The organism is Limnohabitans sp. (genome assembly GCF_038134685.1).
In the GTDB taxonomy this organism is placed as follows: Bacteria; Pseudomonadota; Gammaproteobacteria; order Burkholderiales; family Burkholderiaceae_C; genus Limnohabitans_A.
This window is the reverse complement of sequence record NZ_JAYPVP010000008.1, coordinates 38,801-65,354: the sequence shown is the minus strand read 5'-3', so window position 1 is coordinate 65,354 and position 26,554 is coordinate 38,801. Positions and strand designations below refer to the sequence as shown.

Here is a 26,554-nt window from a genome sequence, read left to right as displayed (position 1 = left end):
ATTGCTCAATAACGGTTTCCAGTCAAAAACAAGGCCACTCGCATGAGGGAATAGGCCAGAGCATCCCGCCAGCGCTGATGCCAGGGCAAGGCTTCAAAGCTCGCCAACTCTACAGGCTGGCTCTCATGCGTGATCACAGCCTGCAACCGATTCCGAAGCAAACGAGCAAATACAGGGTCATGTACCACCACGTTGGCTTCACGCGCCAGCAGCAGGCTCAGCGGATCCAGATTGGAGGAACCAACCGTGGCCCAGCTGCGCGAATGCCCTGCGTCCATCACCGCCACCTTGGCATGCAAGAAGCTGGTGGTGTAAGCGTGGATTTGGACTCCGGCAGCCAACAGACTTCTGTACACCGCGCGGGACGCATGGTATTGCATGAAATACTCGTACCGACCTTGCAGCAACACCTGCACGCGTACCCCACGTTGTGCCGCGCGGACCAAAGCCTGGCGCAGACGACGCCCTGGCAAAAAATAGGCATTGGCCAATATCACCTCGTGGCGTGCTTCGCCCAGAGCCTTGAGGTAAGCGCGCTCAATGGTGGCACGATGGCGAACGTTGTCTCGCCAGAGCATCCCGGCCCGGACACCCTTGCCTTGCACATCGGCTACGCGACGAACAGCGCTCCACTCAGCCTGAGCGCCAGCCCGCAAACTTTGCAGGACTTGGGGCAATCGACGCTTGCGCACCTCTGCGGCGAACTGCATGCGCCACCACAACTGCGTCATCATGTCCAAGGCCTGCAACACCATGGGACCCTGAACTTGTACTGCATAGTCAAGCCTTGGATGGGGCAACGCACCATGACGTGGATCAAGCCAGTCGTCGAGAACGTTGATACCACCACAAAACAAGGTTTGAGCATCCACGACACACAGTTTTCGGTGCAGACGCCGCCAGCGCGAAGGAATCAGCAAACCCCAGGTCCCCAACGGCATGTACACCTGCCACTGCACCCCGGCCTCTAACAGGCGTTGCCGCCAGATTGGCGGGCAATTTGGCGTACCCACGCCATCGACCACCACCCGAACCTGAACACCCCGCTGTGCTGCGCGCACCAGCGCGTCCAGCAATTGCTGAGCCACACCTTCGAAATGAAAAATATAGGTCTCCAGATGGACCGTGTGCTCAGCTTTATCCACAGCAGCGACCATGGCTGGTACCAAGGCACGGGCACCTTCGAGCAATTGGATATCGTGCCCTGGGTCTGCAGCTGCGCGGCGCTTCATGCGACACCCCAGCCAAAGTCGGCCACCAAGGGCAAATGATCAGACATCTGTCGCCAGACCCGACCATGTGGCACCCACTGCTGCAATGGGCTAAGACCACGCGCAAACACACGATCGAGCTGCACCAAAGGCAAGCGGGCCGGATACGTTTTAACGCTTGGCCAGACAGGCTGCTGCAAACCCGTGTGGGCCAGCATACGGCCCGTACGCGGCCCCCAATCGTTAAAGTCTCCAGCCACCACGACACTGGCGTGTGGCGGGACTTCGCGAAGAACGTAAGCCAGAATCTGCTGGACTTGCCGAACACGGCTGGCAGGCACCAGGCCAAGATGCACGACCAGCACATGCACCTGTTGCTGCTCCACCTGCACCACCACGTGCAAGAGCCCGCGCTGCTCAAAGCGGTGGTCGGAAATATCCTGGTGCTGCACCTGCAACACTGGCCAGCGAGACAGCAAGGCATTGCCATGCTCACCGTGTCGGGTGAACGCATTGGTGTGGTAAACCGCTTCGTACCCCAGCGGCGCCAGGAACTCGTCTTGCGGCAGACTGGGCCAGCGCGCAAAGCGCCTGGCCTCGCGGTGATTGAAGCGGCGCACTTCCTGCAAACACACCAAGTCAGCGTCCAGCTGCTCGATCGCGTGGCCAATGTTGTGAATCTCCAGCCGCTTGACCGGCCCCAAGCCCTGCACCCCTTTATGGATGTTCCATGTGGCCACACGCAGGGCTAGGTGTTCGGGCTGGGTCATGCTCACGATTTTAATGAGCTAGCATCCGCACCATGTCCCGACAAAGCCTCAGTCCCAACGCCACCATATTGCTGACATGCAATGATTTGCGCATTCCCTGCGGCCTCACAGCGCTGACCGGCGACGAAGGCAGCGGTAAAACCCGGTTGCTGCGCGAACTGGCACAAAGCACTGCCGATGCGTTATGGCTCGACCTGCGCCTGCCCGAGCACGATGGCCACACGCCCGAAGAAGTCTGGGCAGCGCTGTTCCAGCGTTGTCCACGCTGGAACAGCGAATTGCAAATTGAGCTGCTGGAGGCCCTGCAACTGCAAGCGCATCTGGGCAAACAGCTGTTCATGCTCTCGGCCGGCAGTCGCCGCAAGGTCGCGCTGGTGGGCCTGCTCGCCAGTGGCGCTACCGTCACTTGCCTGGACCAGCCGTATGCCGCACTGGACCTGGCCTCGGTGTGCGTGATCCGGGAATTTCTGGAAGACACCGCCGACCACCCCTCTCGGGCATGGATCGTGGCGGACTATGAGGCCGACCCAGCCTTGTCCTGGGCCAGCCGCATCACCCTGCCCTGAAGCCCAACAAAAACGCCACCCGAAGGTGGCGTTTTCGCTTTGGCGCTGTGCCAGATCAGGCGACTTTGGCAGCGTCCGGGTTGCGCAGGCGGATGTGCAACTCACGCAGCTGCTTTTCATCGACCGGGCTTGGGGCCTGCGTGAGCAGACACTGGGCACGCTGGGTCTTGGGGAAGGCAATCACGTCGCGGATGGATTCGGCCTTGGTCATCAATGTGATCAGGCGGTCCAGGCCGAAGGCCAGACCACCGTGCGGGGGCGCACCGTATTGCAGGGCGTCCAGCAGGAAACCGAATTTTTGCTGCGCGTCTTCAGCATTGATCTTGAGGGCCGAGAATACCTTGCTTTGCACTTCGGCGCGGTGGATACGCACCGAACCGCCGCCCAGCTCCCAACCGTTGAGCACCATGTCGTAGGCTTTGGCGATACAGCGGCCTGGATCGGTGTCCATGTAGTCTTCGTGACCGTCCTTGGGCGCGGTGAAGGGGTGATGCACCGCGTTCCAGCGGCCCTCGTCCTCGTCGAGCTCGAACATGGGGAAGTCCACCACCCACAGCGGGGCCCAACGGTCTTCGAACAGACCCGCCTTTTTGGCGAAGTCGCTGTGACCGATCTTCAGGCGCAGTGCGCCAATGGCGTCGTTGACCACCTTGGCCTTGTCAGCGCCGAAGAACAGGATGTCGCCGTTCTGTGCGCCGGTGCGCTTGAGGATCTCGGCAATCGCGGCGTCGTGGATGTTCTTGACGATGGGCGACTGCAAGCCATCACGGCCTGCGGCCACGTCGTTGACCTTGATCCAGGCCAGGCCCTTGGCGCCGTAGATCTTGACGAATTCGGTGTAGCCGTCGATCTCGCCACGGCTCATCTCGCTGCCACCCGGCACGCGCAGGGCCACCACGCGACCGCCCTTGGTGGTGGCGGGGGTGCTGAAGACTTTGAAATCCACGTCCTTCATGACTTCGGTCAGCTCGGTGAATTCGAGTTTGACACGCAGGTCGGGCTTGTCGGAGCCAAAGCGGAACATGGCCTCGCTGTAAGGCATGATGGGGAACTCGCCCAAGTCGATGTTCATTGTCTTTTGGAAGACATGCTTGATCATGCCCTGGAACATCGCGCGGATGTCCTCTTCGGTCAGGAACGATGTTTCGATATCGATCTGGGTGAATTCAGGCTGGCGGTCGGCGCGCAGGTCTTCGTCACGGAAGCACTTGGTGATCTGGTAGTAGCGGTCGTAGCCGGCCACCATCAGCAGCTGCTTGAAGAGCTGGGGCGACTGCGGCAGCGCAAAGAACTGGCCATCGTGCACGCGGCTGGGCACCAGGTAGTCACGTGCGCCTTCGGGCGTGCTCTTGGTCAGCATCGGAGTTTCGATGTCGATGAAACCGTTTTCATCGAGGTATTTGCGCACTTCCATCGCCACCTTGTAGCGCAGCATCAGGTTGTTTTGCATGTACGGGCGGCGCAGGTCCAGCACGCGGTGTGTCAGGCGGGTGGTCTCCGACAGGTTGTCGTCGTCCAGCAGGAAAGGCGGCGTCACGGAGGGGTTGAGCACGGTGAGCTCGTGGCACAGGATTTCGATCTTGCCGCTCTTGAGGCTGTCGTTGGTCGTGCCTTCGGGGCGGGCGCGCACCAGCCCCTTCATCTGCACACAGAACTCATTGCGCAGGCCTTCGGCGACCTTGAACATTTCTGGGCGGTCGGGATCGCAAACAACCTGCACGTAGCCTTCGCGGTCGCGCAGATCCACAAAGATCACGCCACCATGATCGCGGCGACGGTTGACCCAACCGCACAGCGTGACGGTTTGCCCCAACTGGGCTTCGGTCACCAGACCACAATAGCTAGAACGCATGGAAGACATTTTTTTCTCTCTCTGGAAGGCGTGCCGGGCACGCCAGGGTTAATTCGAAGTGCGGTTTTTGAGGGCCGGATTGGCTGGTCCGCCAGGCACCACCACGCCCATGGAGATGATGTACTTGAGGGCATCGTCCACCGACATGTCCAGCTCGATCACGTGGCTGCGCGGCAGCATGATGAAAAAGCCCGACGTGGGGTTGGGGGTGGTGGGAATGAAGGCGCTGACATAGTCACCGTCGAGCTTGCTGGCGACCTCGCCCCCGGGCTTGCCCGTCAGGAAGGCCATGGCCCAGGCTTCGTTGTGGGGGTAGCGAATCAACAGCGCTTTGGAAAACGCATTGCCGCTGCCCGAGAACAAAGTGTCCGAGACCTGTTTGACACTGGTGTAGATGCCACGAACCACCGGGATGCGGTTCATCAGACGGTCCCACTGGCGCACGGCCCACTGACCAAAAATATTGGTCACAAACACACCCGTCATCAGGATGACGATGACCACCACCAACACGCCAAGGCCTGGCGCGTTGGCGATTTGCGCCACCTGGGCTTGCCCCGGGAACACCGCATTGGAGGCCGACAGGACATTGCGGAAAATGCCGTCGAGCAAACCATAAAGCCAGGTGATCACCCAGACCGTCACGGCCATAGGCAGCCACACCAGCAAGCCGGTAATGAAGTATTGGCGCAAATGACGGCTCATGAAAATCGATCAGGAAGAAGAGGGATGGCAGGCGCAGCTGCCGCCGCAGCCTGCGGCCGGGGCGGCATCGGCGGTAGAAGCGCTGCTTTCGGCCGACGCTGTCGCACCGGCTGCCGCCGCACCTGTGGCCGCCGCAGAGGTACCCCCCGAGCCGCCACGGAAATCGGTCACATACCAGCCAGAGCCCTTGAGCTGGAAACCAGCAGCCGTGATCTGTTTGCTGAACGTGGCTTTGCCACAGGCCGGACACTCGGTGAGCGGCGCATCTGAAATCTTTTGCAGTACGTCCTTGGCGTGACCGCAGGACTCACACTTGTAGGCGTAGATGGGCATGGTGACTTTTGCGTCAAAGGGTTGCAAAGCTGTCCATTGTAATTGCTTGTACCCTTGAAAACAGGGCTTCTTATACAATCGCGCCTTGTGCGACCTTGGACGCCACTTTCATTTCCTTTCGACCTCTGGAGAGAACCCTGATGAGCAAGCGCTTGACCCTCCTGGCTGTATGCACCCTGGCCCTGGCGGCCTGCGGCAAAAAAGAAGCCGAAGCCCCAAAACAGCCTGCTGTACAGGCTGTAGTGGCCAACACGGAAGAAAAAGTCCTCAACGTCTACAACTGGCCAGACTACATTGCCCAGGACATGATTGCCAACTTCGAAAAGGAAACCGGCATCAAGGTCAACTATCAAACCTTCGAAAACAACGAAGCCCTGCAAGCGAAGCTGATCGCCGGCAACTCCGGTTACGACATCGTGGTACCTGGCGCGGTCTTTGCCAAATCACAGATCGAGGCTGGCCTTCTGCAAAAACTGGACAAGGCGCAGATCCCCAACCTGTCGAATCTGGACCCGGCAATCATGGCCAAGCTCGACAAGGTCGATCCGGGCAACGAACACATCATCCCCTGGGCCTGGAGCTTCACGACAGTCGGCATCAACAAAGGCAAAGTGGCCAAGGCCTTGGGTAACACCCCCATGCCCGACAACGCCTGGGACCTGGTCTTCAACCCCACCTACACCAGCAAGCTCAAGTCCTGCGGTATTGCTTACCTGGACTCCCCCACCGAAGTGCTGCCACCTGCCCTTCACTACATTGGCAAGGATGCCTACTCTGCTGACGCAGCCGACCACAAGGCTGCAGGCGAGATGCTTGCCAAGGTTCGCAAGGACATTCGCCTGTTCTCCAGCACCATGATTGACGACCTGGCTGGCGGCAAGGCCTGCGTCGCCCTGGGTTGGGCGGGCGACATCAATATGGCTGCAGCTCGCGCTGTCGAAAACAAGAGCGGCCAGGAAATCCAGGCCCTCCTGCCCAAGACCGGCGGCCTGCTGTTCTTCGACAACCTGGCTGTCCCCAAGGACGCCAAGCACCCGAACAACGCCATGGCGTTCATCAACTACTTCCTCAAGCCTGAGGTATCGGCAGGGCTGACCAATGAGGTCAACTATGCCACCGCCAACAAGGCGAGCGTGTCGCATGTCACCCCGGAAGTTGCCAAAAATCCGGCCGTTTTCCTGGATGAAGCAGCACTCAAGGTGGCCGTGTCTCCTTCGAGTCTGTCCAACACGACCCGCGAGTCCATGACTGCGGTCTATACGGCGTTCAAGAAGGGCAAGTAAGCCTGGCGCTCACCGCCCTGCCACCAAAGGCTGTGCACCGTGTGCACGGCCTTTTGTTTTACGGACATCCATCGACATGAGCACTTCCTCTTCCGCGTCACAAGGTTTTTTGCGCATTGAAGGCCTGAGCAAACGCTTTGACAGCGTACTGGCTGTTGACAACGTGAGCCTGGAGATCCCCAAGGGGGAGATTTTCGCCTTGCTCGGCAGCTCAGGATGCGGCAAATCCACCTTGCTGCGGATGCTCGCAGGCTTCGAAAAGCCCACAAAAGGCCGGATCCATCTGGGCGCACAAGACATCACGGACCTGCCGGCCTATGAACGTCCCATCAACATGATGTTCCAGTCGTATGCGCTGTTCCCTCACCTGAGCGTTTGGGACAACATCGCCTTTGGCCTCAAGCGCATGGGCATGCCCAAAGACATGTTGGCCGAGCGTGTGGACAAAATGCTCGACCTCGTGCAGCTGCGGACTTTCGCTTCGCGCAAACCCGCACAACTGTCGGGCGGCCAGCAGCAGCGAGTCGCTCTGGCCCGCAGCCTGGCGCGCAACCCGCAAATGTTGCTGCTCGACGAACCGCTGGGCGCGCTGGACAAGAAGCTGCGTGAGCAGACCCAGTTCGAGCTGGTCAACATCATCGAATCGGTAGGCGTGACCTGCGTGATGGTGACGCACGACCAGGAAGAAGCCATGACCATGGCCTCGCGTATCGCGGTCATGAGCCAGGGGCGCATTTTGCAGCTGGGCACACCCACTGAAATTTACGAAACACCCAATTGCCGTTTTGTGGCGGACTTCATTGGCAACGTCAATTTACTTGAGGGTACCTTGACCACCGACGAAGTCGGTTGCAGCGAAATCAGCACCGCACAAGGGGTGGTGCGCATCGGGCACGGCATTTCCGGGCAGCTGGGCATGCACCTGGCCGCAGGCATACGCCCGGAAAAAATCAGTATCTCCCTGAGCGCCCCGGCACAAAGCCACAACGTGGTGCAAGGTGTGGTCAAAGAAATCGCCTACATGGGCAGCTACAGCACTTTTGTGGTGGCTCTGCCTGACGGCTATATCCTGCGGGCCACACAGGCCAACCGCAGCCGCAATCACGAGGATGACCTCAGCTGGGGACAGCAAGTGCATTGCTGGTGGGATCAGGATGCTGTGGTGGTGTTGCAATCATGAGCGCGCTCAGTCGTCTGTGGCCTCAATGGCTGCGGCCCGGTCAGCGCTGGGTGATTGGTGTGCCCTACCTGTGGCTGTTGTTTTTCTTTGCAGTGCCATTTGCCATCTTGCTGCGCATCAGCGTCACAGACATGGGCGAGCAACTCGACCCTTTTGCGGCCATCCTGCATGACCATGACGGCCGCTGGCGCCTGATCCTCAAGCTCAGCAACTATTTCTCCCTTTTCCAGGATGATGAAGGCATCCTGGGCAGCACCCTCTATACCGAGGCGTACTGGTTGTCCATTCGCTATGCATTCTGGACCACAGTGCTGTGCCTGTTGCTGGGCTATCCGTTTGCCTACTTCATGTCCAAGGCACCAGAGCAACGCCGTCCGCTCCTGCTGTTGATGGTCATGCTGCCCTTCTGGACATCGTTTTTGCTGCGCGTGTATGCCTGGAAAGGCATCCTGGCCGACCAGGGCATCATCAATAATGCCTTGATGGCACTGGGTGTGATCCATGAGCCCATCCAGATGCTCTATACCGACGTGTCCATGCTGGTGGGCATGACGTATGTGTATCTGCCCTTCATGGTGCTGCCGCTGTACGCCACGCTGATCAAGATCGATCAACGACTGATTGAAGCCGCCTACGACCTCGGCACGACGCCCTGGAAAGCCTTCTGGCTGATCACCGTTCCCTTGAGCAAGGCAGGCATCGTCGCGGGATCCATGCTGGTGTTCATACCCTGCCTGGGAGAGTTCGTGATCCCGTCCCTGCTCGGTGGCGCAGAAAACATCATGATCGGTCGCGTGGTCTGGGATGAAATGTTCAGCAGCAACAACTGGCCGCGCGCCAGCGCGCTGGCCATCTTGATGATCGTGCTGGTGGTCTTGCCTTTGGCCTGGTACAACCACCGTGTCGCACGCCAGGCCCAGGCGGAGAGTTTGCAATGAACTGGCTGCAAAAACACATTGGCAGATTGTGGATGTTTGGCATCTACGCTTTTCTGTATGCGCCTTTGCTGTTCCTGGTGGTGTTCTCGTTCAACAGTACCCGCCAGGACAGTGTCTTCACAGGGTTTTCCTTGCGCTGGTACGAAGCACTGGCACGAGACTCACGAATCGCCGAGGGCTTTTTTCTGTCCCTGAAGGTAGCACTCATCAGCGCAAGCATGGCCGTTGTGCTGGGCACCTTTGCGGCGTATGTGTTGATCCGGCATCCGCGGTTTCGGGGGCGTGGACTGTTCGCAGGCATGGTCAACGCGCCCTTGGTCATGCCCGAAGTGATCATCGGCTTGTCCTTGCTCTTGCTGTTTGTCAGCGTGCAGCGCGTGATGGGCTGGCCTGAGCGGGGAACGCTGACAGTCGTTTTGGGTCACGCCCTTTTAGGCATGGCTTACGCCACGGTGGTGATTCAGGCTCGACTCAAGGAAATGGACAAATCACTTGAAGAAGCCGCCATGGATCTGGGCTGTCGCCCGGGACAGGTGTTTTTTCTGGTGACACTGCCCAATATCTCACAGTCCCTTCTGGCGGCGTGGCTGCTGACTTTCACCTTGTCGTTTGACGATGTGGTGGTTTCCGAATTCCTCTCCGGCCCCGGCGTGACCACGTTGCCGCAGGTGATATTCAGTTACGCCCGTCGTGGCGTAAACCCATCCATTTATGCGGCAGCGACTTTGTTGATGGCAACAGTCACGATCGCTGTAGTGATTTTTGGCATTTATACAGCTCGTCAAGCACGCCGCAAAGCAGGGCAGCCAGAGTGAACCCGCCTGCCCCCTGATTGGCGTGGTCAGTGAAACACCGCCAACAGGGCCACCAGAGTTCCCGCCACAAAACCGAGCAAAGCCCAACCCAAGGCCCGCTGGTTTTGACGCACCTTGCGCTGCTCTTGTATCAATTGCACCAACAGCTGCCTGTCGTCCTGTGCAGGCCGTTGCAGATAGTCATGCATCAAACGTGGAAGCATGGGCAGGATCTTGGCGTACATCGGCGCCTGATCGCGCAACTGCTGCAAAAAGCGCTTGGGACCAATTTGCTCGTTCATCCAGCTTTCAAGGAAAGGCTTAGCGGTACTCCACAAATCCAGATCCGGGTCCAACTGGCGACCTAGCCCCTCAATGTTGAGCAAGGTTTTTTGCAGCAACACCAGTTGCGGCTGGATTTCCACATTGAATCGGCGTGAAGCCTGAAACAAGCGCATCAGCACCATGCCCAGGGAAATTTCTTTCAGCGGGCGATCAAAGTAAGGTTCACACACAGCGCGGACAGCCGCTTCAAGCTCGTCCACACGCGTTTGGGGCGGCACCCAGCCCGACTCAATATGCAGCTGCGCCACCCGCTTGTAGTCCCGGCGGAAAAAGGCTGTAAAGTTTTGCGCCAGGTACTCTTTGTCGTATTCAGTGAGCGTGCCCACAATGCCGAAGTCCAGCGAGATGTAGCGCCCGAAGGTGGCCTCGTCCAGACTCACCTGGATGTTCCCGGGATGCATATCCGCATGGAAAAATCCATCGCGAAACACTTGCGTGAAAAAGATGGTGACGCCATCACGAGCCAGTTTGGGGATATCCACTCCCGCATCCCGCAAGCGCTGCACCTGGCTGATGGGCACGCCCTTCATTCGCTCCATCACGATCACTTCGCCGTGACAGCAATCCCAGAACATTTCCGGCACCATGACCAGATTGAGCCCTTCCATGTTCCGCCTCAGTTGCGCAGCGTTGGAGGCTTCGCGCACCAGATCCAGCTCGTCATGAAGGTATTTGTCAAACTCGGCCACCACCTCACGTGGCTTGAGGCGACGTCCGTCCACGCTCAGTCGCTCCACCCACACCGCCATGGTGCGCAGCAAGGCAAGGTCTTTCTCAATCACCGGCAGCATGCCCGGACGCAGCACCTTCACAGCGACATCACGAATACCACCAGCTTTGTCACGCAAAGTGGCAAAGTGCACCTGTGCAATGGAAGCGCTGGCCACCGGTTTCAGATCGAAAGACTCGAAAACAGCATTCACCGGTTTTTGAAAGGCACGCTCAATGGTCGCCACTGCGACCGCAGAATCAAAAGGCGGCACACGGTCCTGCAACTTGGCCAACTCATCTGCGAGATCAGGCGGCAACAAGTCCCGACGGGTAGACAGCACCTGACCGAACTTGACAAAAATCGGTCCCAGCCGCTCCAAGGCTTCGCGCAAGCGCTGTGCACGCGGCGTACGCACATCACGCCCCACGGAAATCACTCGTGCCAGACCTCGCAACCAAGGGTGGGCAAAACTGTTGAGCAACAATTCATCGAGTCCATAACGGAACACGATGAAGGCGATGAACAAGCCCCTGCGCAAGCGCCCCATCTCAAGCCCCTTGCTGCGCAGCGTTGGCTGGCATGCTGCGGTTCTGCACAAACTGTTTGACCGCAGTAACCAACTGGCGGCTGACCTGACTGATCAGGTGCGCAGGTGCATCACCCAGCAAGCGCGACAAGTCCTCCTGAACGTCCCAACGGACGTTGTCAATCAACCAATTGATTTCAGCAGCCAGCTGTACATCACCTTCGATACGTACCCGGGGTTTGTTGCCCTGCATCACGGTAGAGGCCAAGGTGGTGATGGATTCATCGAGCACCGACAGGCGAAGATCAAAGCCGTCAAACGATGTGCGCTCCAGCAAACCGGCAGCGCTGGGCTGCAATTGCAAGGTATTGCCACGCCAGACCATTTCGATGCGTTGCCCTTTTTGTCGAGCCAGGCGCGCCGTGGCCAGTGGCTCGTTGGCCAATACATGGTTGAGCAGCAGCATCATGCGATTGAGCAGCTCGTCTTTGACCCAGGCGGGCGGCTGAAAAGTATCCAGCGCCTGAGGTACTGCTTCGGATAGCCAAGAAAAAGGGGACTGTGTTGCCATAGTCCCCGATTATTCACGAAAGCGCAGCATGGCTGCGCCCAGGTGCTTTATTGCAAAGCCTGAACGCCAGCCACCAGCCAACCTGAGCCACCCTGCTTAGGCTTGCTCATGTTCCAGACCTCGCGGAAAGGGGTAGGAGCAGCCGTAGGCTCTTCGCGAATCACGCCATTGAATTCCACGCTGGCCAGATATTGACCATCGAGCTCTTCAATGCCCAACAACTGCGCATCCAGCGTCAGGACTTCGGTCTTGTTGACCTGGCCGGAAACATGAGATTCGCGCTCAGCAAGCTGGTTGCGAATTTCGCTGACCATGGCGTCGGTCATCATCGAGCGCAGGGTACTGATGTCTGAACGATCCCAAGCGTCCTGCAAGGTGATGAAGTTGCGCTTGGCTGCGCTCACGAATCCAGCAGTGTCGAAGTCTGCCGGAATGCCCCAGCCTTGCGGGCCAGCCAAGGCCGAACCAATCATGGAGCCACTGGCGTCAAACGCAGCAGGCTGGCTCTCCCAGGGGCGCGCCGAAGCGTCATTGCCCACTTTTTCCGGGTTGTACTGCTTGAACGATGCAGGTTGCTCAGCGCTGGCACCGGCCCCCTGATAGGCCATACGCGGGGTTGTTGCACGGCGACGCATGATCATGCCAATCACAGCCATGGCCGCCATGGCCAAAAGCATCACCATCAACACATTGCCAAAGGCCTCGCCAAAACCCAACGAGTGGGCCAGCCAAGCCAGGCCCAAACCGGCAGCCAAACCACCGAGCATGGCGCCCCAAGGCTTTTTCGGTGCAGCAGCAGCAGGCGCTTGCGTTGGCTTGCTAGCGGCAGGCGCAGCCTGTTGCGCAGGCGCAACAGGTGCTTGAGGCCGGGCGGCCTCGCGCTGGGTCACATGGTTGGATTGCTGTCCCACAGAGCGACCACCACCCAGGCGGCGCGCAGCTTCGGCGTTCAGGCTGCTCAAGGCCATGGCCACAGCCATCATGACAGGTAAATACTTTTTCACACGGTCTCCAATAGGTCGTTGGCAGCGACGCTTTTCAATTCAACATTTGATGCCTACGTGCAAGGCTACCACTCCTGCCGTCAAATTGTGAAAATCCACATGGCCAAATCCGGCTTGTTTCATGAGGGCTTTCAGCTCCTCCTGCCCGGGATGCATGCGAATGGACTCAGCCAGGTAGCGGTAACTGTCGGCATCACCGGCCACCAGCTGGCCCATTTTGGGCAGGATGTTGAAGCTGTACCAGTCGTAGGCTTTTTCCAGCGGCTTGGCGACTTTGGAAAACTCCAGCACGAGCAACTTGCCGCCTGGCTTGAGTACACGGCACATCTCGGCCAGAGCGACATCCTTGTGCGTCATGTTGCGCAGGCCAAAAGCCACGCTGACCAGGTTGAAGTGCCCGTCAGGGAAAGGCAGCTTCTCGGCATCACACACCAGCGTGGGCAGGGCCAGCCCGTGGTCGAGCAGGCGGTCGCGCCCTGTGCTGAGCATGGCTTCGTTGATGTCGGTGTGCACCACGCGGCCTGTGGGGCCAACTTTCCTGGCAAAGGCCATGGACAAGTCACCGGTGCCGCCAGCAATATCGAGCACCTGATCACCCGGCTGAAGGTTGGCAACCTGCACGGTGTACGCCTTCCACAAGCGGTGCATGCCCACGGACATGACGTCGTTCATGACGTCGTATTTGGAGGCGACGGAGTCGAACACGCCACGCACATGACGCGCTTTGTCTTTTTCATCGACTGTCTTGAATCCAAAATGGGTGCTACTCATCACAAAACCTTCAATGGTGGTGGCCGCAGCTGCTGCCGGCTTTCTCGGGCATGGGGTCATCGCGCAGCACTCCTGCGGCATGCAGACGCTTGTCATAGTCGACCCAGAGTTCGTCTTGCTGCAACCCTAAAAAGTACAGGTACTCCCAGGTGAACAATCCCGTGTCGTGCCCGTCAGAGAAGGTGGGTTTGACAGCGTAGTTGCCCACCTGTTCAATGTCGACCACGTTCACATCGCGCTTGCCGGTTTGCAGGGTTTCCTGTCCCGGACCATGCCCCTGCACCTCTGCGGAGGGCGAATACACCCGCATCAGCTCGAACGGAATACGGAAGGTCTTGCCATCCGAGAACCCCACTTCGAGCACGCGCGAAGCACTGTGCACCGTCAGCGCAACTGGCGTAGGGGTGTCCTTGTTCAATCCAGCCATAGTCCCTCCGATCAGACCAGTACGCGCTCAATGCCGCCGGCATTGGCCTGATCGACATACTCGGGCATCCAGTTTTCGCCCAGGATCTTGCGGGCCATCTCGACCACGATGTAATCGGCTTCGAGCAGGCCGTTGTTCAGATCATTGCCGTAACGCGACAAGCCTTGCAGGCAGCTGGGGCAGCTGGTCAGGATCTTGAGGTCGCCCTGCTCACCCGTGCTGGCGCGCAGCTGGCCTTCGGCCTTGCGGATTTCCTCTTCCTTGCGGAAACGCACCTGCGTCGACACATCCGGGCGCGTCACGCCCAGCGTGCCGGACTCGCCGCAGCAGCGCTCGCTTTTGACCACTTGAGGCCCCACCAAAGCCTTGACCGTTTTCATCGGGTCTTGCTGCTTCATGGGCGAGTGGCAAGGGTCGTGGTACAGATAACCCGACGCCTGTTCGGGCGTCAAGGTGATGCCTTTTTCCAGCAGGTACTCGTGGATGTCGACGATGCGGCAACCGGGGAAGATCTCTTCAAACTTGTAGCCCTGCAACTGGTCGTAGCAGGTGCCACAGCTCACCACCACGGTCTTGATGTCGAGGTAGTTGAGGGTGTTGGCCACACGGTGGAAGAGCACCCGGTTGTCGGTGATCATCTTCTCGGCCTTGTCGAACTGGCCTGAGCCGCGTTGTGGGTAACCACAGCACAAATAGCCAGGTGGCAACACGGTTTGCACCCCTGCATGCCAGAGCATGGCTTGCGTAGCCAGGCCCACCTGGCTGAACAAGCGCTCGGAGCCACAGCCTGGGAAGTAGAACACCGCTTCACTATCCGAGGTGGTCACCTGTGGATTGCGGATGATGGGCACGTAATCGCGGTCTTCGATGTCCAGCAGGGCGCGTGCGGTCTTCTTGGGCAGGTTGCCGGGCATCTTCTTGTTGACGAAGTGGATCACCTGCTCTTTGATGGGCGCAGGCCCCACCGTCGCAGGCGGCGCACTGGTCTGTTTACGTGCCGCCAGCGTGAACAGATCAGCTGCCCAGCGCTGCGCTTTCATGCCCACATTCACCATCAAGGAACGAGCCAGCTTGATGGTCTCAGGGTTGGTGGCGTTGAGCATGAACATCGCCGCAGCGTTACCCGGACGGAAGCTCTTCTTGCCCATCTTGCGCAGCAGGTTGCGCATGTTCATCGTCACGTCGCCAAAGTCGATCTTGACCGGGCACGGCGACAGGCACTTGTGGCAGACGGTGCAGTGGTCGGCCACATCTTCAAATTCCTGCCAATGCTTGACCGAGATACCGCGACGCGTTTGCTCTTCATAGAGGAAAGCTTCGACCAAGAGGGACGTGGCCAGGATCTTGTTGCGCGGGCTGTACAGCAGGTTGGCACGCGGCACGTGCGTGGAGCATTGCGGCTTGCACTTGCCGCAGCGCAGGCAGTCCTTGACGCTGGCGGCGATATCACCAATGTCCGACTGCTGCATGATCAGCGACTCATGACCCATGAGGCCGAAGCTGGGCGTATACGCGTGCGTGAGGTCGGCGGCGTGTACATCGTCGCCCAGCTGACGCAGAGCCTCACCGCGCAGCAGCTTGCCCTTGTTGAAGCGACCCTCGGGGTCCACTTTGGCTTTATAGGCGGTGAAGTTGGCCAGCTCGTCATCACTCAGGAATTCGAGCTTCGTGATGCCAATGCCGTGCTCACCTGAAATCACACCATCCAGGCTTCGCGCCAGCACCATGATGCGGGCCACCGCCTCGTGGGCGGTCTGCAACATCTCGTAGTTATCAGAGTTGACCGGGATGTTGGTGTGAACATTACCATCGCCCGCATGCATATGCAGTGCCACCCACACGCGACCCTTGAGGACCTGTTTGTGGATCGCATTGCAAGCCTCCAGAATCGGCGCAAAAGCTGCACCCGAGAAGATATTTTGCAAAGGCTGCCGAATCTGTGTCTTCCAGCTGGCACGAAGCGTGTGGTCCTGCAACTGAGGAAACAGCGGGTCCACACGGTCCAGCCAGCCTTGCCAAAGATCTCGCACATCGCGCACCACGCCCAGCGCCTGGCTGACACGGTCTTCCAGCAGTTCGGCAGGTGCAATGCCATCGGTCTCATCGGACTTGCCCAGCGGCAAGTTGCCTTTGGCCAGAAAAGACTCCAGCTCTGCGCAAAGCTTGAGCTTGTTGCGCAGGCTCAGTTCGATGTTGATGCGCTCGATGCCATCGGTGTATTCGGCCATGCGCGGCAGCGGGATCACCACGTCCTCATTGACCTTGAAAGCGTTGGTGTGGCGGCTGATCGCCGCCGTCTTCTTGCGGTCGGCCCAGAATTTCTTGCGGGCATCGGCACTGATGGCGATGAAGCCCTCGCCGCTGCGCGAGTTTGCAATGCGCACCACTTCAGAGGTCGCCTTGGCTACATCGTCGGCGTTGTCACCAGCGATGTCACCAATGAGCACCATCTTGGGGAAACCGCCGCGTTTGCTCTTGGTGCTGTAACCCACAGCGCGCAGGTAGCGGTCGTCCAGATGCTCCAGGCCCGCCAGCACGGTGCCGGTGCGCTTTTGCTCGGCAAACATGAAGTCCTTGATCTCGACGATGCTCGGCACCGCGTTGCGGGCATGGCCAAAGAACTCCAGGCACACCGTGCGGGTGTGCTCGGGCATGCGGTGCACCACCCAGCGCGCGCTGGTGATCAGACCGTCACAGCCTTCTTTTTGCACGCCCGGCAAGCCACTCAGGAACTTGTCGGTCACATCCTTGCCCAGACCTTCCTTGCGGAAAGTAGCGCCAGGAATCGCCAGGGTTTCGGTGCGCAATGGCGTTCTGCCGTCGGCCTTGAAATAGCGCAGCTCGAACGTCGCCACCTCGGCGTCGTGGATCTTGCCCAGGTTATGTTGAATGCGCACCACGTCCAGCCATTCGGCGTCGGGCGTGACCATGCGCCAGCTGGCCAGGTTGTCCAGGGCCGTGCCCCAGAGCACGGCTTTCTTGCCACCCGCGTTCATGGCGATGTTGCCGCCTACGCAACTGGCTTCGGCGGATGTCGGGTCGACTGCGAACACAAAACCGCCCCGCTCGGCCGCATCAGCCACGCGCTGGGTCACCACACCGGCTTCGGTGTAAATGGTCGGCACTTTGTGGTCAATGCCCGGCAGGTCGATCAGCTCGACCTCGGTCATGGCTTCGAGCTTTTCGGTGTTGATGACCACGCTTTTCCAGGTCAGCGGGATCGCGCCGCCGGTGTAACCGGTGCCGCCGCCGCGCGGCACGATGGTCAGGCCCAGCTCGATACAACCCTTGACCAGGTTAGCCATCTCGGCCTCGGTGTCGGGGGTCAGCACCACAAAGGGGTATTCCACACGCCAGTCGGTGGCGTCGGTCACATGGCTGACACGCGAGAGGCCGTCGAACTTGATGTTGTCCTTGGCGGTAAGGCGCCCCAGCGTCTTCAACACTTGTTTGCGCAACTGTGTCCAGGCCGCAAAACGGGCATCAAAAGCGTCCACGGCCTTGATACCCAGGCTCAGCAATTCACCCACCAGGGCATCACGCTGCGCATCATCTTGCGGGGTGCGGCGCTTTTGCACCTCGCCCAGTCGGTGGTGCAAGGCCTCCACCAGCATCTGGCGACGGCTGGGGTTGTCCAACAGGTCGTCCTGCAAATAGGGGTTGCGCTCCACCACCCAGATGTCACCCAGCACCTCGTAGAGCATGCGGGCCGATCGACCCGTGCGGCGCTCCTGGCGCAATTGATCCAGCAGCAGCCAGGCGCGTTCGCCCAAGAGACGGCGAACAATCTCGCGGTCAGAAAAGCTGGTGTAGTTGTAGGGAATCTCGCGCAGACGGGGGGCTTGTGCGTCGTCGTGCAGAAGTTGCTGTAGTGTGACTGGTGCGTTCATTGTGTAGGTGGGGAGGTGCGGCTGGCCCATCTGGCCTGTACCCGGCTCCCATAGGGAGCCAATGTTACCGCAGTGCAGCAATTGCACCCCTGACAGCGACCTTTGCCCACACCGCGCGCGGTGCCAAAGCCCCCTGACGCTCAGCGTTGCCGCCAGGCCCGGTGCATCACCCACTCGGCGGTGGTCCACACCAGCAACCAACTGGCGTACAGCACCATGCTGCCGTCCTCATCGGTCAGTGCCAGCGCCACCACCCACACCAGCACACCCAAGACAACATGCACCAGGGTGCGGCGCAGCACGCTCACGGGCGCACGGCCTAAAACCCAACGCCCCAGCCAGGGCATGAACACGGCCATGCACACGATGGGCAGCAAGCCATTGAGCAGGTGCAGCAACAGTAACCAGGCCGTCACAACAGGTTCCTTGAACGATTTGCACGCATTGTGCCCGGCTTTGATCCAGTTTTTTATAATGCGACACACCATGGCAGTCTGGACACTCGGTTTGAACCACACCACTGCCCCGCTCGATTTGCGGGGACGGTTTGCTTTTGCCGTGGATCAACTGGCCCCAACCTTGCACCGTCTTCGCCATGACCTGGCCGACAAAACCGACCAGAGCACCGAAGCGGCCATTCTTTCGACCTGCAACCGCACCGAAATTTATTGCGCCGCCGACCAGGCCGCCGTGACCGACACCCTGCACTGGCTAGCCCAGACCGGCAGCGTTCAAGCCCACGAACTGGCCTCGCACACCTACATTCTGGAGGGCGACGAGGCCGCCCGTCACGCATTCCGGGTCGCCAGCGGGCTGGACTCGATGGTGCTGGGCGAAGCCCAGATCCTGGGCCAGATGAAGGACGCTGTTCGCGCCGCCGAACAAGCCGGCGCCTTGGGCACCACCCTCAACCAGCTGTTCCAGCGCAGTTTTGCCGTGGCCAAGGAAGTGCGCACCGTCACCGACATTGGCGCGCACTCCATCAGCATGGCCGCCGCCTCGGTACGCCTGGCCAGCCAGCTGTTTGAAGACCTCAAGGACATCAAGGTCCTGTTTGTCGGCGCGGGCGAGATGATCGAACTCGTCGTCACCCACTTTGCCGCCCGTCAGCCACGCAGCATGGCCATTGCCAACCGCTCCATGGAGCGCGGCGAGAAACTGGCCACCCGTTTTGGCGCCGAAGTCATGCGCCTGGCTGAGCTTCCCGAGCGCTTGCACGAATTTGACGCTGTCATCAGCTGTACCGCCAGCACCCTGCCCCTGATCGGCCTGGGGGCGGTGGAACGCGCCCTCAAAAAGCGCAAGCACCGCCCCATGTTCATGGTGGACTTGGCGGTGCCCCGCGACATCGAGCCCGAAGTCAAATCACTGGAAGATGTCTACCTCTACACCGTGGACGACCTGGCCAGCGTCGTTCAAGCCGGTCAGGCACAGCGCCAGGCTGCGGTGGCCGAGGCTGAGGTCATCATTGACGCGGGCGTGCAAAGCTTCATGCACTGGCTCACGCAGCGCGGCACGGTGCCCCTGATCCAGGAGCTGCTGCAACAAACCGAGCAGTGGCGTGAAGCCGAACTGGCCCGTGCCCGCAAGCTATTGGCCAAAGGCGATGACCCCGAGCAGGCGCTGGAAGCACTTTCACGTGGCCTGATGCAGAAAATGCTGCACGGTGCCATGGCCGAGCTGCGCAGCGCCGACCCCGAGCACCGCGAGCAAACCATGCAAGCCGTGCAACGGCTGTTTCTGCGCAAAGAGCGTTAGCGATACCGGGCTTCGCACACTTCGCCTTCTGTCATCGCGAGCGCAGTGAAGCGATCTTGACCCGGCCAGTCTGAAAGACTGCCACGCTTCGCTCGCAGTGACGACCTCTCCTATCGCCATGAAACCCTTCCTGATCCACCAACTCGAACGCTACGCCGATCGCCTGGCTGAGCTGGACTTTTTGCTCTCGCGCCAGGACATCATGGCCGACATGACGCAGTTCATGAAGCTCTCGCGCGAGCATGCCGATGTCTCGGCTGTCGCCAGCCGCTATGCCCGCTACAAGCAGCGCCAGAGCGACCTGCTGGCAGCTCGGGAGATGCAGGCTGAGCTGCCCGAGGCCGACGACATGCACGCACTCGCTGGCGAAGAAGTCACTCACGCCGAGCAAGACATCGCCACGCTTGAAGCCGAACTGCAGCGCATGCTGTTGCCCAAGGATCCGCAAGACGCTCGCAATGCTTACCTCGAAATTCGCGCAGGCACCGGCGGTGACGAATCCGCCCTGTTCGCCGGCGACCTGCTGCGCATGTACACCCGCTATGCCCAAAACCAGGGCTGGAAGGTGGAGCTGATGTCCGAGTCACCCAGCGAGCTGGGCGGCTACAAGGAAGTGGTGCTGCGCATCGAGGGTGATGGTGTCTTCGGCAAGCTACGCTTCGAATCGGGCGGTCACCGTGTGCAACGCGTGCCCGCTACCGAAACACAAGGACGCATCCACACCAGCGCCTGTACCGTGGCCGTGCTGGCCGAACCCGACGAAGCCGAGGCCGTGCAGATCAACCCGGCTGACCTGCGCATCGACACCTTCCGCGCCAGTGGCGCAGGGGGCCAGCACATCAACAAGACCGACTCGGCGGTGCGCATCACCCACCTGCCCACCGGCATTGTGGCCGAATGCCAGGACGACCGCAGCCAGCACCGCAACAAAGCCAAGGCCCTGCAGGTGCTGGCCGCCCGCATCGAAGAAAAAGCCCGCAGCGAGCAAGCGGCCAAGGATGCGGCCATGCGCAAAGGCCTGATCGGCAGCGGCGATCGCTCCGACCGCATCCGCACCTACAACTTTCCGCAAGGCCGCCTGACCGACCACCGCATCAACCTCACGCTTTACAAACTGACCATCATCATGGAAGGGGAGCTGGAAGACGTGATTACAGCCCTGCAAGCTGAACGCCAAGCCGAACAACTGGCCGAGCTGGAAGTGGGAGGCGTAGCATGATCCTGCATGAGAGCCTGCGCCGCGCTCAGACTTTGGGGCTCGAGCGCATCGACGCCCAACTGCTGCACCTGCTGGCATTGAGCCGCCCGCTTGGCGAGCGCGCGTGGCTGCTGGCCCACGACACCGACATCCTGAACGACAGCGTTCTGGGCAAACTGGAACCCCTGCTGCAGCGCCGCCTCGCCGGTGAACCCATGGCCTACATCACCGGCCAGAAGGAATTTTTCGGTCTGGAGCTGCACATCGACGCCCGCGTACTCGACCCGCGACCGGACACCGAAACCCTGGTCGAGTGGGCGCTGGAGTTGCTACCAGACGCCCCCGACCACAGCGTGATCGACCTGGGCACGGGCAGCGGCGCTATTGCCCTGGCCTTGCAGCACGCACGCCCGCTCGCGCTGGTCAGTGCAGTTGACGCCAGCGCGGACGCCTTGGCTGTGGCCCAAGCCAATGCTGTACGCCTGCGCCTGCCGGTGCACTTTGTCCACAGCCACTGGCTTCGCGATGTGGCGGGGGTGTTCGACCTGATCGTGTCCAACCCACCCTATATCCGTGAGGATGACCCGCACCTGGACGCCCTCTCCCACGAGCCCCGCCAGGCCCTGAGCAGTGGCGCGGATGGTCTGGAGGACATTCGCCAGATTCTGGAACAGGCCCCTACCCATCTGGAGGCCGATGGTTGGCTGTTGCTGGAACACGGTTACGATCAGGCTGAGGCTGTTCGCGACCTGATGACTCAGGCGGGTTGGAAAAACGTACATTCGCGACAGGATTTAGCTGGTATCGAACGCTGTACGGGCGGACAAAAGGGATAATCAGCCCATAGATTGAAAAGGACCGCGCCATGAGCGACACCCAGCAACGCATCGACCAACTCGTCAAAAACAACAACATCCTGCTGTTCATGAAGGGCAGCGCCAGCTTTCCCATGTGCGGCTTCTCGGGCCGTGCAATTCAAATTCTGAAAGCCTGCGGCGTCGATCCCAAATCGATTACCACCGTCAACGTGCTCGACGACGCCGAAATCCGCCAGGGCATCAAGGAATACAGCAACTGGCCAACCATCCCCCAGCTCTACATCAAGGGCGAATTCATTGGGGGTTCGGACATCATGATGGACATGTACGAATCCGGCGAGCTGCAACAAGTCATCAACGGCCAGGCCTGACCTCCTGCACGCGCAGAAAAAAGCCACCGCATGCGGTGGCTTTTTTCATGCCCGGCTCAAGCCGGCGATGGGCTTCAAGTCGCCTTCAAGCCGCCAGACGGGTGCGAACATGGGCGACCACCTCTGCCGCAGCCACTTTCGAGGCCTCGGCATCGCGGCGATGCTGGTACTCGACCATACCGTCCTTGAGTCCTTTGTCTCCGATGGTGATGCGGTGCGGCACACCAATCAATTCCCAGTCAGCAAACATGGCACCGGGGCGCTCGCCACGGTCGTCCAGAATCACATCTACCCCAGCTGACAACAGCTCGTTGTAAATGCGCTCGGCCTCCGCTTTGACGGCTTCGCTGCGGTCCATGCCAATCGGGCACACCACCGCCGTGAACGGCGCAATCGCGTCGGGCCAGATGATGCCGCGCTCGTCGTGGTTTTGCTCAATCGCTGCGGCGGGCAGGCGCGTCACGCCAATGCCGTAGCAACCCATTTCCATGAATTGTGGCTTGCCGTCTTCGCCCAGGAAGGTGGCATTCATGCCTTTGGAATATTTGGTCCCCAGGTAGAACACATGGCCGATTTCGATACCGCGCTCGATGGCCAGCTCACCCTTGCCGTCAGGCGACTTGTCGCCCGCCACCACGTTGCGGATATCAGCCACCATGTCAGGCTCAGGCAGGTCGCGGCCCCAGTTCACGCCGGTCATGTGGAAGTCCATCTCGTTGGCGCCGCAAATCCAGTCGGCCATGAGGGCCACATCACGATCGGCCACGATCTTGAGCGGCTTCTTGAGTCCAACCGGACCCAGGTAGCCGGGCTTGCAGCCAAAGTGCTCTTCAATTTCGGGCAGCGTGGCAAAGCGGAAACCGCCCTCCATGCCCGGCAGCTTGCCCACTTTGACTTCGTTCATGTCGTGGTCACCACGCACCAGCAGCAGCCAGACGGTGGACTTCTTGATCACGCCGTCCTCGTCCAGCTCATCTGTGGCCAGCACCAGGGATTTGACGGTGGTGGACAGCGACACATTCAGCAAGGCCGCCACATCTTCACAGGTGCTCTTGCCGGGCGTTGGCGTTTTGGCCATCGCCTGACCCGCTGCGGCACGCGGACCCACAGGTGCCAGTGCTTCGGCTTTTTCAATGTTGGCGGCGTAGTCGCTGTTCGGGCAGTACACGATGGCGTCTTCGCCGGTGGCAGCGATCACCTGAAACTCTTCAGACAGGTCACCGCCAATGGCACCACTGTCGGCCGCCACGGCGCGGTAGCGCAGGCCAAAGCGGTCAAAAATCTTGCGGTACGCCTGTGCCATGTTCTGGTAGCTGGCTTTGGCACCGGCCTGGTCCTTGTCGAAGCTGTAGGCGTCCTTCATGATGAATTCGCGCCCGCGCATCAGGCCAAAACGCGGACGACGCTCGTCGCGGAACTTGGTCTGGATCTGGTAGAAATTTTTGGGTAGTTGCTTGTAGCTGCGAATTTCCTGGCGGGCCACATCGGTCACCACCTCTTCGCTGGTGGGCTGCACCACAAAGTCGCGACCATGGCGGTCCTGAATGCGCAGCAATTCAGGGCCCATCTTGTCAAACCGACCCGTCTCTTGCCACAACTCGGCGGGCTGGACCACGGGCATGGTCATTTCAATGGCACCCGCGCGATTCATCTCTTCGCGCACGATGGCTTCGACCTTGCGGATCACGCGCAAGCCCATGGGCATGTAGTTGTAGATGCCAGCGCCCAGTTTTTTGATCATGCCAGCGCGGGTCATGAGCTTGTGGCTCACGATCTCGGCGTCAGCGGGGGCTTCCTTGAGGGTGGAAATCAGAAATTGGGAGGCTTTCATGGGCTTGAAGTTCTGGCAAATCTGGCACGAATTTGGCGGGCTGCGCCTTGCGCGTGCATAATGGTTGCAGTTTAAGAATTTGGGGTTGATTATGCTTGACCGTGAAGGGTTCAGACCCAACGTCGGCATCATTCTGCTCAACCAGAGAAACCAGGTATTTTGGGGCAAGCGCATCCGCACCCACAGCTGGCAGTTTCCGCAAGGCGGCATTGACCGCGGCGAAAGCCCTGAACAAGCCATGTTCCGGGAACTGCACGAAGAAGTGGGCCTGCATCCGGAGCATGTTCGCATTGTGGCCCGTACCCGTGACTGGTTGCGCTATGAAGTGCCAGAGCGCTACGTTCGCCGCGAAGCGCGGGGGTTCTATCGTGGCCAAAAACAAATCTGGTATTTGCTGCAAATGATGGTCCCCGACCATCATCTGAACCTGCGTGCCACCAGCCACCCTGAATTCGACGCCTGGCGCTGGAACGATTACTGGGTCCCGCTGGATGTGGTGGTGGAGTTCAAACGCGGCGTTTACGAAATGGCGCTGACGGAGCTGGTTCGATTCTTGCCACGTCAGGACCGACACAACCGCTATTTGCGGGGAAACAGCCGCTCGACCCAGGGCCGAGAAGACACTTCTCGCTCCGAACAGCGTTCGATGCTCCCGCCCATGCACATGGAATTACCGCCCGGAGCCAGTTTTGACCCAGACCCGCAAGGGTAAGGCGCGCTCAAACTAGCGGCTGAGGATCAGGTTATCGCGGTGCACCATCTCAGGCTCTGCGGTATAGCCCAACAGGCTTTCAAACTCGTGAGAAGGCTTGCGGCACAGCAACCGCGCCTCGGCAGCGGCGTAATTGGCCAGACCCCGGGCCACTTCAGCGCCCTGGTCATCCCGAATGGCGATCACGTCCCCGCGGGAAAAGTCGCCTTCGACAGACGTCATGCCAATCGGCAGCAGACTCTTGCCTTCGGTACGCAGTTTGTGTGCGGCACCCGCATCCACCGTGACCGAGCCCCGCAATTGCAGATGATCGGCCATCCACTGCTTGCGCGCTTGCTGTTTGGCCGTTTGCGCCACAAGCATGGTGCCAATGTTCTCGCCCTGTGCCACGCGCAGCAAGGCATCTGGCGCACGACCCCAGGCGATCAGGGTTGACGCGCCAGAGCCGGCCGCACGCTTGGCAGCCAGGATTTTGGTAAGCATGCCGCCCTTGCCAATGCTGGAGCCGGCTCCCCCAGCCATGGCTTCGAGAGCCAGATCACCTGCACGGGCTTCATGCACAAACTTGGCAGCAGGGTCTTTGCGGGGGTCGGCGGTATACAGGCCTTTTTGATCGGTCAGGATGATCAACAAATCAGCTTCGACCAAATTGGCCACCAGGGCCCCCAAAGTGTCGTTGTCGCCAAACTTGATTTCGTCGTTGACCACCGTGTCGTTCTCGTTGATCACAGGCAGCACGCGGTGCTGCAACAGTGTCAGCAAGGTCGAGCGTGCATTGAGGTAACGCTCGCGGTCAGCCAGGTCGGCATGGGTAAGCAGCACCTGCGCGCTGCCCATACCATGGGCGCGCAGCTGGGTTTCGTACATCTGCGCCAGGCCCATTTGCCCCACAGCGGCTGCCGCCTGCAGTGCGGGCACCTCGCTGGGTCGCGTGGTCCAGCCCAGGCGCTTCATGCCTTCTGCAATGGCGCCGCTGGACACCATGATGACTTCCTTACCCGCCTGCGCCAGCTGCGCCAGCTGGCGGCACCACTCGCCAATGGCGGCTTCGTCCAGGCCTCGACCCTCATTGGTCACCAGGCTGGAACCCACCTTGACCACGATGCGACGCGCATCACGCAGGACAGGGGAAAGTTGTGCAGTCATCGATGCCTCGGTAGAAGATTCTGCGTTTACTCGGGGGTCACGTCGCTGAAGCGGGGATCCATTTCGACCGCACCTTGCTCTTCGATCTGCTGGGTGCGAATGTGCTTGTAGATCTCGCGGATCAAGCCTTCGCAACCTTCGCGGGTCAAGGCCGAAATCTCGAACACCGGGCCTTTGTAGCGCATACGCTTGACAAAGTCCTTGACGCGGGCAGCGCGCTCCTCAAGAGGCACCATGTCCAGCTTGTTGAGCACCAACCAACGTGGTTTGGCGTACAGGCCAGCGTCGTATTTTTTAAGTTCGGCGGCAATGGCTTTGGCCTGCGCCACCGGGTCCACACCCTCGTCAAAAGGCGCAACGTCCACGATGTGCAGCAGCAGCCGAGTGCGCTGCAGGTGCCGCAGGAACTGGTGCCCCAGGCCTGCCCCTTCGGAAGCACCTTCAATCAAGCCCGGAACGTCTGCCACCACGAAGCTTTGTTCGGGGCCCACGCGCACCACGCCCAGATTGGGGTGCAACGTAGTGAAGGGATAGTCGGCGATCTTGGGACGCGCATTGGACACGGCCGCAATAAAGGTGGACTTACCCGCATTGGGCATGCCCAACAGGCCGACATCGGCCAGGACCTTGAGTTCGAGCTTGAGGCTCTTGCGTTCACCCACATGGCCCGGCGTTTTCTGACGCGGCGCGCGGTTGATGGCGCTCTTGAAACGCAGGTTGCCGAAACCACCATCACCGCCTTTGGCGATCATCAGTTTTTCGCCTGCGTGCAGCAGTTCGTACAGCACCTCGCCGGTTTCGGCGTCGGTGATGATGGTGCCCACCGGCATCTTGAGCGTGAT

Annotated in this window: 25 protein-coding genes; 10 read left to right on the top strand and 15 right to left on the bottom strand. The window is 60.0% G+C overall.

The window, feature by feature from the left end; translation table 11 throughout:
• Positions 1-5 precede the first annotated feature (5 nt).
• Positions 6-1,232, bottom strand: a complete 1,227-nt coding sequence (gene clsB / locus AAFM15_RS05255; protein WP_341685653.1) for a cardiolipin synthase ClsB — start codon at positions 1,230-1,232, stop codon at positions 6-8.
• Positions 1,229-1,981 carry an endonuclease/exonuclease/phosphatase family protein gene (locus AAFM15_RS05250; RefSeq protein ID WP_341685652.1) on the bottom strand — a complete coding sequence of 251 codons (753 nt, stop codon included), beginning with the start codon at positions 1,979-1,981 and terminating at the stop codon, positions 1,229-1,231. Before AAFM15_RS05250 ends, clsB begins: the two co-directional genes overlap by 4 nt.
• Positions 1,982-2,013: 32 nt before the next feature.
• On the opposite strand from AAFM15_RS05250, the gene AAFM15_RS05245 reads away from it, so the two are divergent.
• Entirely contained in the window at positions 2,014-2,547 is a 534-nt protein-coding gene (locus AAFM15_RS05245; RefSeq protein ID WP_341685651.1) for an ATP-binding cassette domain-containing protein, read from the top strand.
• Between the two features lie 55 nt (positions 2,548-2,602).
• On the opposite strand, the gene aspS is transcribed toward AAFM15_RS05245, so the two are convergent.
• From aspS to AAFM15_RS05230, 3 genes are read right to left on the bottom strand one after another with little or no spacing between them, the layout of a single operon-like run.
• Positions 2,603-4,399, bottom strand: a complete 1,797-nt coding sequence (aspS, locus tag AAFM15_RS05240) for an aspartate--tRNA ligase (protein ID WP_341685650.1) — start codon at positions 4,397-4,399, stop codon at positions 2,603-2,605.
• A 48-nt stretch (positions 4,400-4,447) separates the two neighbouring features.
• On the bottom strand, positions 4,448-5,104 hold the full coding sequence (locus AAFM15_RS05235; RefSeq protein WP_341685649.1) for a DUF502 domain-containing protein: 657 nt from the start codon (positions 5,102-5,104) through the stop codon (positions 4,448-4,450).
• 9 nt (positions 5,105-5,113) lie between these two features.
• The gene (locus AAFM15_RS05230; RefSeq protein WP_341685648.1) at positions 5,114-5,437 is read right to left on the bottom strand and encodes an FmdB family zinc ribbon protein; all 324 of its coding nucleotides are present in this window, start codon (positions 5,435-5,437) and stop codon (positions 5,114-5,116) included.
• A gap of 140 nt (positions 5,438-5,577) precedes the next feature.
• Here AAFM15_RS05230 and AAFM15_RS05225 point away from each other — a divergent pair, with 140 nt between their 5' ends.
• From AAFM15_RS05225 to AAFM15_RS05210, 4 genes are all read left to right on the top strand, one after another.
• On the top strand, positions 5,578-6,720 hold the full coding sequence (locus AAFM15_RS05225; protein ID WP_341685647.1) for an extracellular solute-binding protein: 1,143 nt from the start codon (positions 5,578-5,580) through the stop codon (positions 6,718-6,720).
• Between the two features lie 76 nt (positions 6,721-6,796).
• Positions 6,797-7,900, top strand: a complete 1,104-nt coding sequence (locus tag AAFM15_RS05220; protein WP_341685646.1) for an ABC transporter ATP-binding protein — start codon at positions 6,797-6,799, stop codon at positions 7,898-7,900.
• A complete protein-coding gene (locus AAFM15_RS05215; RefSeq protein ID WP_341685645.1) occupies positions 7,897-8,838 on the top strand; it encodes an ABC transporter permease subunit in 942 nt (313 codons plus the stop codon). The genes AAFM15_RS05220 and AAFM15_RS05215 overlap by 4 nt, the downstream gene beginning before the upstream one ends.
• Entirely contained in the window at positions 8,835-9,653 is an 819-nt protein-coding gene (locus AAFM15_RS05210; protein WP_341685644.1) for an ABC transporter permease subunit, read from the top strand. Before AAFM15_RS05215 ends, AAFM15_RS05210 begins: the two co-directional genes overlap by 4 nt.
• 26 nt (positions 9,654-9,679) lie before the next feature.
• Here the strand turns inward: AAFM15_RS05210 and ubiB are convergent, their stop codons facing one another.
• The 7 genes from ubiB to AAFM15_RS05175 form a co-directional block, all read right to left on the bottom strand.
• On the bottom strand, positions 9,680-11,236 hold the full coding sequence (gene ubiB / locus AAFM15_RS05205; RefSeq protein ID WP_341685643.1) for a ubiquinone biosynthesis regulatory protein kinase UbiB: 1,557 nt from the start codon (positions 11,234-11,236) through the stop codon (positions 9,680-9,682).
• 1 nt (position 11,237) lies between these two features.
• Positions 11,238-11,786, bottom strand: coding sequence for a hypothetical protein (locus AAFM15_RS05200; protein WP_341685642.1), 549 nt, complete (start codon positions 11,784-11,786; stop codon positions 11,238-11,240).
• 47 nt (positions 11,787-11,833) lie between these two features.
• Positions 11,834-12,790 carry a Tim44 domain-containing protein gene (locus tag AAFM15_RS05195; RefSeq protein ID WP_371833083.1) on the bottom strand — a complete coding sequence of 319 codons (957 nt, stop codon included), beginning with the start codon at positions 12,788-12,790 and terminating at the stop codon, positions 11,834-11,836.
• A gap of 39 nt (positions 12,791-12,829) precedes the next feature.
• The gene (gene ubiE / locus AAFM15_RS05190; protein ID WP_341685641.1) at positions 12,830-13,561 is read right to left on the bottom strand and encodes a bifunctional demethylmenaquinone methyltransferase/2-methoxy-6-polyprenyl-1,4-benzoquinol methylase UbiE; all 732 of its coding nucleotides are present in this window, start codon (positions 13,559-13,561) and stop codon (positions 12,830-12,832) included.
• Between the two features lie 10 nt (positions 13,562-13,571).
• Positions 13,572-13,988, bottom strand: coding sequence for a DUF971 domain-containing protein (locus AAFM15_RS05185; RefSeq protein WP_341685640.1), 417 nt, complete (start codon positions 13,986-13,988; stop codon positions 13,572-13,574).
• An 11-nt stretch (positions 13,989-13,999) separates the two neighbouring features.
• On the bottom strand, positions 14,000-17,878 hold the full coding sequence (locus AAFM15_RS05180; protein WP_341685639.1) for an FAD/FMN-binding oxidoreductase: 3,879 nt from the start codon (positions 17,876-17,878) through the stop codon (positions 14,000-14,002).
• A gap of 140 nt (positions 17,879-18,018) precedes the next feature.
• The gene (locus tag AAFM15_RS05175) at positions 18,019-18,294 is read right to left on the bottom strand and encodes a hypothetical protein (RefSeq protein WP_341685638.1); all 276 of its coding nucleotides are present in this window, start codon (positions 18,292-18,294) and stop codon (positions 18,019-18,021) included.
• Between the two features lie 70 nt (positions 18,295-18,364).
• Between AAFM15_RS05175 and hemA the strand changes: the two genes are divergently transcribed.
• The 4 genes from hemA (at position 18,365) to grxD (ending at position 22,023) form a co-directional block, all read left to right on the top strand.
• Complete coding sequence (hemA, locus tag AAFM15_RS05170) at positions 18,365-19,636, top strand: glutamyl-tRNA reductase (protein ID WP_341685637.1); 1,272 nt, start codon at positions 18,365-18,367, stop codon at positions 19,634-19,636.
• Between the two features lie 118 nt (positions 19,637-19,754).
• A complete protein-coding gene (gene prfA / locus AAFM15_RS05165) occupies positions 19,755-20,855 on the top strand; it encodes a peptide chain release factor 1 (RefSeq protein ID WP_341685680.1) in 1,101 nt (366 codons plus the stop codon).
• Complete coding sequence (gene prmC, locus AAFM15_RS05160; RefSeq protein ID WP_341685636.1) at positions 20,852-21,670, top strand: peptide chain release factor N(5)-glutamine methyltransferase; 819 nt, start codon at positions 20,852-20,854, stop codon at positions 21,668-21,670. Before prfA ends, prmC begins: the two co-directional genes overlap by 4 nt.
• Before the next feature lie 29 nt (positions 21,671-21,699).
• Positions 21,700-22,023, top strand: a complete 324-nt coding sequence (gene grxD, locus AAFM15_RS05155) for a Grx4 family monothiol glutaredoxin (protein ID WP_341685635.1) — start codon at positions 21,700-21,702, stop codon at positions 22,021-22,023.
• Positions 22,024-22,108: 85 nt separating this feature from the next.
• Here grxD and AAFM15_RS05150 read toward each other — a convergent pair whose 3' ends face one another.
• Positions 22,109-23,854, bottom strand: coding sequence for a proline--tRNA ligase (locus AAFM15_RS05150; RefSeq protein WP_341685634.1), 1,746 nt, complete (start codon positions 23,852-23,854; stop codon positions 22,109-22,111).
• 91 nt (positions 23,855-23,945) lie between these two features.
• On the opposite strand from AAFM15_RS05150, the gene AAFM15_RS05145 reads away from it, so the two are divergent.
• Positions 23,946-24,566 (top strand): RNA pyrophosphohydrolase, encoded by a 621-nt coding sequence (locus AAFM15_RS05145; RefSeq protein ID WP_341685633.1) that lies wholly within the window; start codon positions 23,946-23,948, stop codon positions 24,564-24,566.
• Positions 24,567-24,578: 12 nt separating this feature from the next.
• On the opposite strand, the gene proB is transcribed toward AAFM15_RS05145, so the two are convergent.
• Positions 24,579-25,712: a glutamate 5-kinase gene (gene proB, locus AAFM15_RS05140; RefSeq protein WP_341685632.1), complete on the bottom strand. Its 1,134-nt coding sequence runs from the start codon at positions 25,710-25,712 to the stop codon at positions 24,579-24,581.
• 26 nt (positions 25,713-25,738) lie between these two features.
• Positions 25,739-26,554 (bottom strand): Obg family GTPase CgtA (gene cgtA, locus AAFM15_RS05135; protein ID WP_341685631.1); only part of this gene is annotated, 816 nt, incomplete at its 5' end.

Bases quoted from the DNA above. Each gene is read 5' to 3' on its own strand.
- AAFM15_RS05230 (WP_341685648.1), bottom strand. From the start codon at position 5,437: ATGCCCATCTACGCCTACAAGTGTGAGTCCTGCGGTCACGCCAAGGAC.
- aspS (WP_341685650.1), bottom strand. From the start codon at position 4,399: ATGCGTTCTAGCTATTGTGGTCTGGTGACCGAAGCCCAGTTGGGGCAA.
- proB (WP_341685632.1), bottom strand. From the start codon at position 25,712: ATGACTGCACAACTTTCCCCTGTCCTGCGTGATGCGCGTCGCATCGTG.
- AAFM15_RS05235 (WP_341685649.1), bottom strand. From the start codon at position 5,104: ATGAGCCGTCATTTGCGCCAATACTTCATTACCGGCTTGCTGGTGTGG.
- prmC (WP_341685636.1), top strand. From the start codon at position 20,852: ATGATCCTGCATGAGAGCCTGCGCCGCGCTCAGACTTTGGGGCTCGAG.
- grxD (WP_341685635.1), top strand. From the start codon at position 21,700: ATGAGCGACACCCAGCAACGCATCGACCAACTCGTCAAAAACAACAAC.
- AAFM15_RS05245 (WP_341685651.1), top strand. From the start codon at position 2,014: ATGTCCCGACAAAGCCTCAGTCCCAACGCCACCATATTGCTGACATGC.
- AAFM15_RS05200 (WP_341685642.1), bottom strand. From the start codon at position 11,786: ATGGCAACACAGTCCCCTTTTTCTTGGCTATCCGAAGCAGTACCTCAG.
- AAFM15_RS05180 (WP_341685639.1), bottom strand. From the start codon at position 17,878: ATGAACGCACCAGTCACACTACAGCAACTTCTGCACGACGACGCACAA.
- AAFM15_RS05215 (WP_341685645.1), top strand. From the start codon at position 7,897: ATGAGCGCGCTCAGTCGTCTGTGGCCTCAATGGCTGCGGCCCGGTCAG.
- hemA (WP_341685637.1), top strand. From the start codon at position 18,365: ATGGCAGTCTGGACACTCGGTTTGAACCACACCACTGCCCCGCTCGAT.
- AAFM15_RS05185 (WP_341685640.1), bottom strand. From the start codon at position 13,988: ATGGCTGGATTGAACAAGGACACCCCTACGCCAGTTGCGCTGACGGTG.
- AAFM15_RS05250 (WP_341685652.1), bottom strand. From the start codon at position 1,981: ATGACCCAGCCCGAACACCTAGCCCTGCGTGTGGCCACATGGAACATC.
- AAFM15_RS05145 (WP_341685633.1), top strand. From the start codon at position 23,946: ATGCTTGACCGTGAAGGGTTCAGACCCAACGTCGGCATCATTCTGCTC.
- clsB (WP_341685653.1), bottom strand. From the start codon at position 1,232: ATGAAGCGCCGCGCAGCTGCAGACCCAGGGCACGATATCCAATTGCTC.
- AAFM15_RS05220 (WP_341685646.1), top strand. From the start codon at position 6,797: ATGAGCACTTCCTCTTCCGCGTCACAAGGTTTTTTGCGCATTGAAGGC.
- ubiB (WP_341685643.1), bottom strand. From the start codon at position 11,236: ATGGGGCGCTTGCGCAGGGGCTTGTTCATCGCCTTCATCGTGTTCCGT.
- prfA (WP_341685680.1), top strand. From the start codon at position 19,755: ATGAAACCCTTCCTGATCCACCAACTCGAACGCTACGCCGATCGCCTG.
- ubiE (WP_341685641.1), bottom strand. From the start codon at position 13,561: ATGAGTAGCACCCATTTTGGATTCAAGACAGTCGATGAAAAAGACAAA.
- AAFM15_RS05225 (WP_341685647.1), top strand. From the start codon at position 5,578: ATGAGCAAGCGCTTGACCCTCCTGGCTGTATGCACCCTGGCCCTGGCG.
- AAFM15_RS05210 (WP_341685644.1), top strand. From the start codon at position 8,835: ATGAACTGGCTGCAAAAACACATTGGCAGATTGTGGATGTTTGGCATC.
- AAFM15_RS05150 (WP_341685634.1), bottom strand. From the start codon at position 23,854: ATGAAAGCCTCCCAATTTCTGATTTCCACCCTCAAGGAAGCCCCCGCT.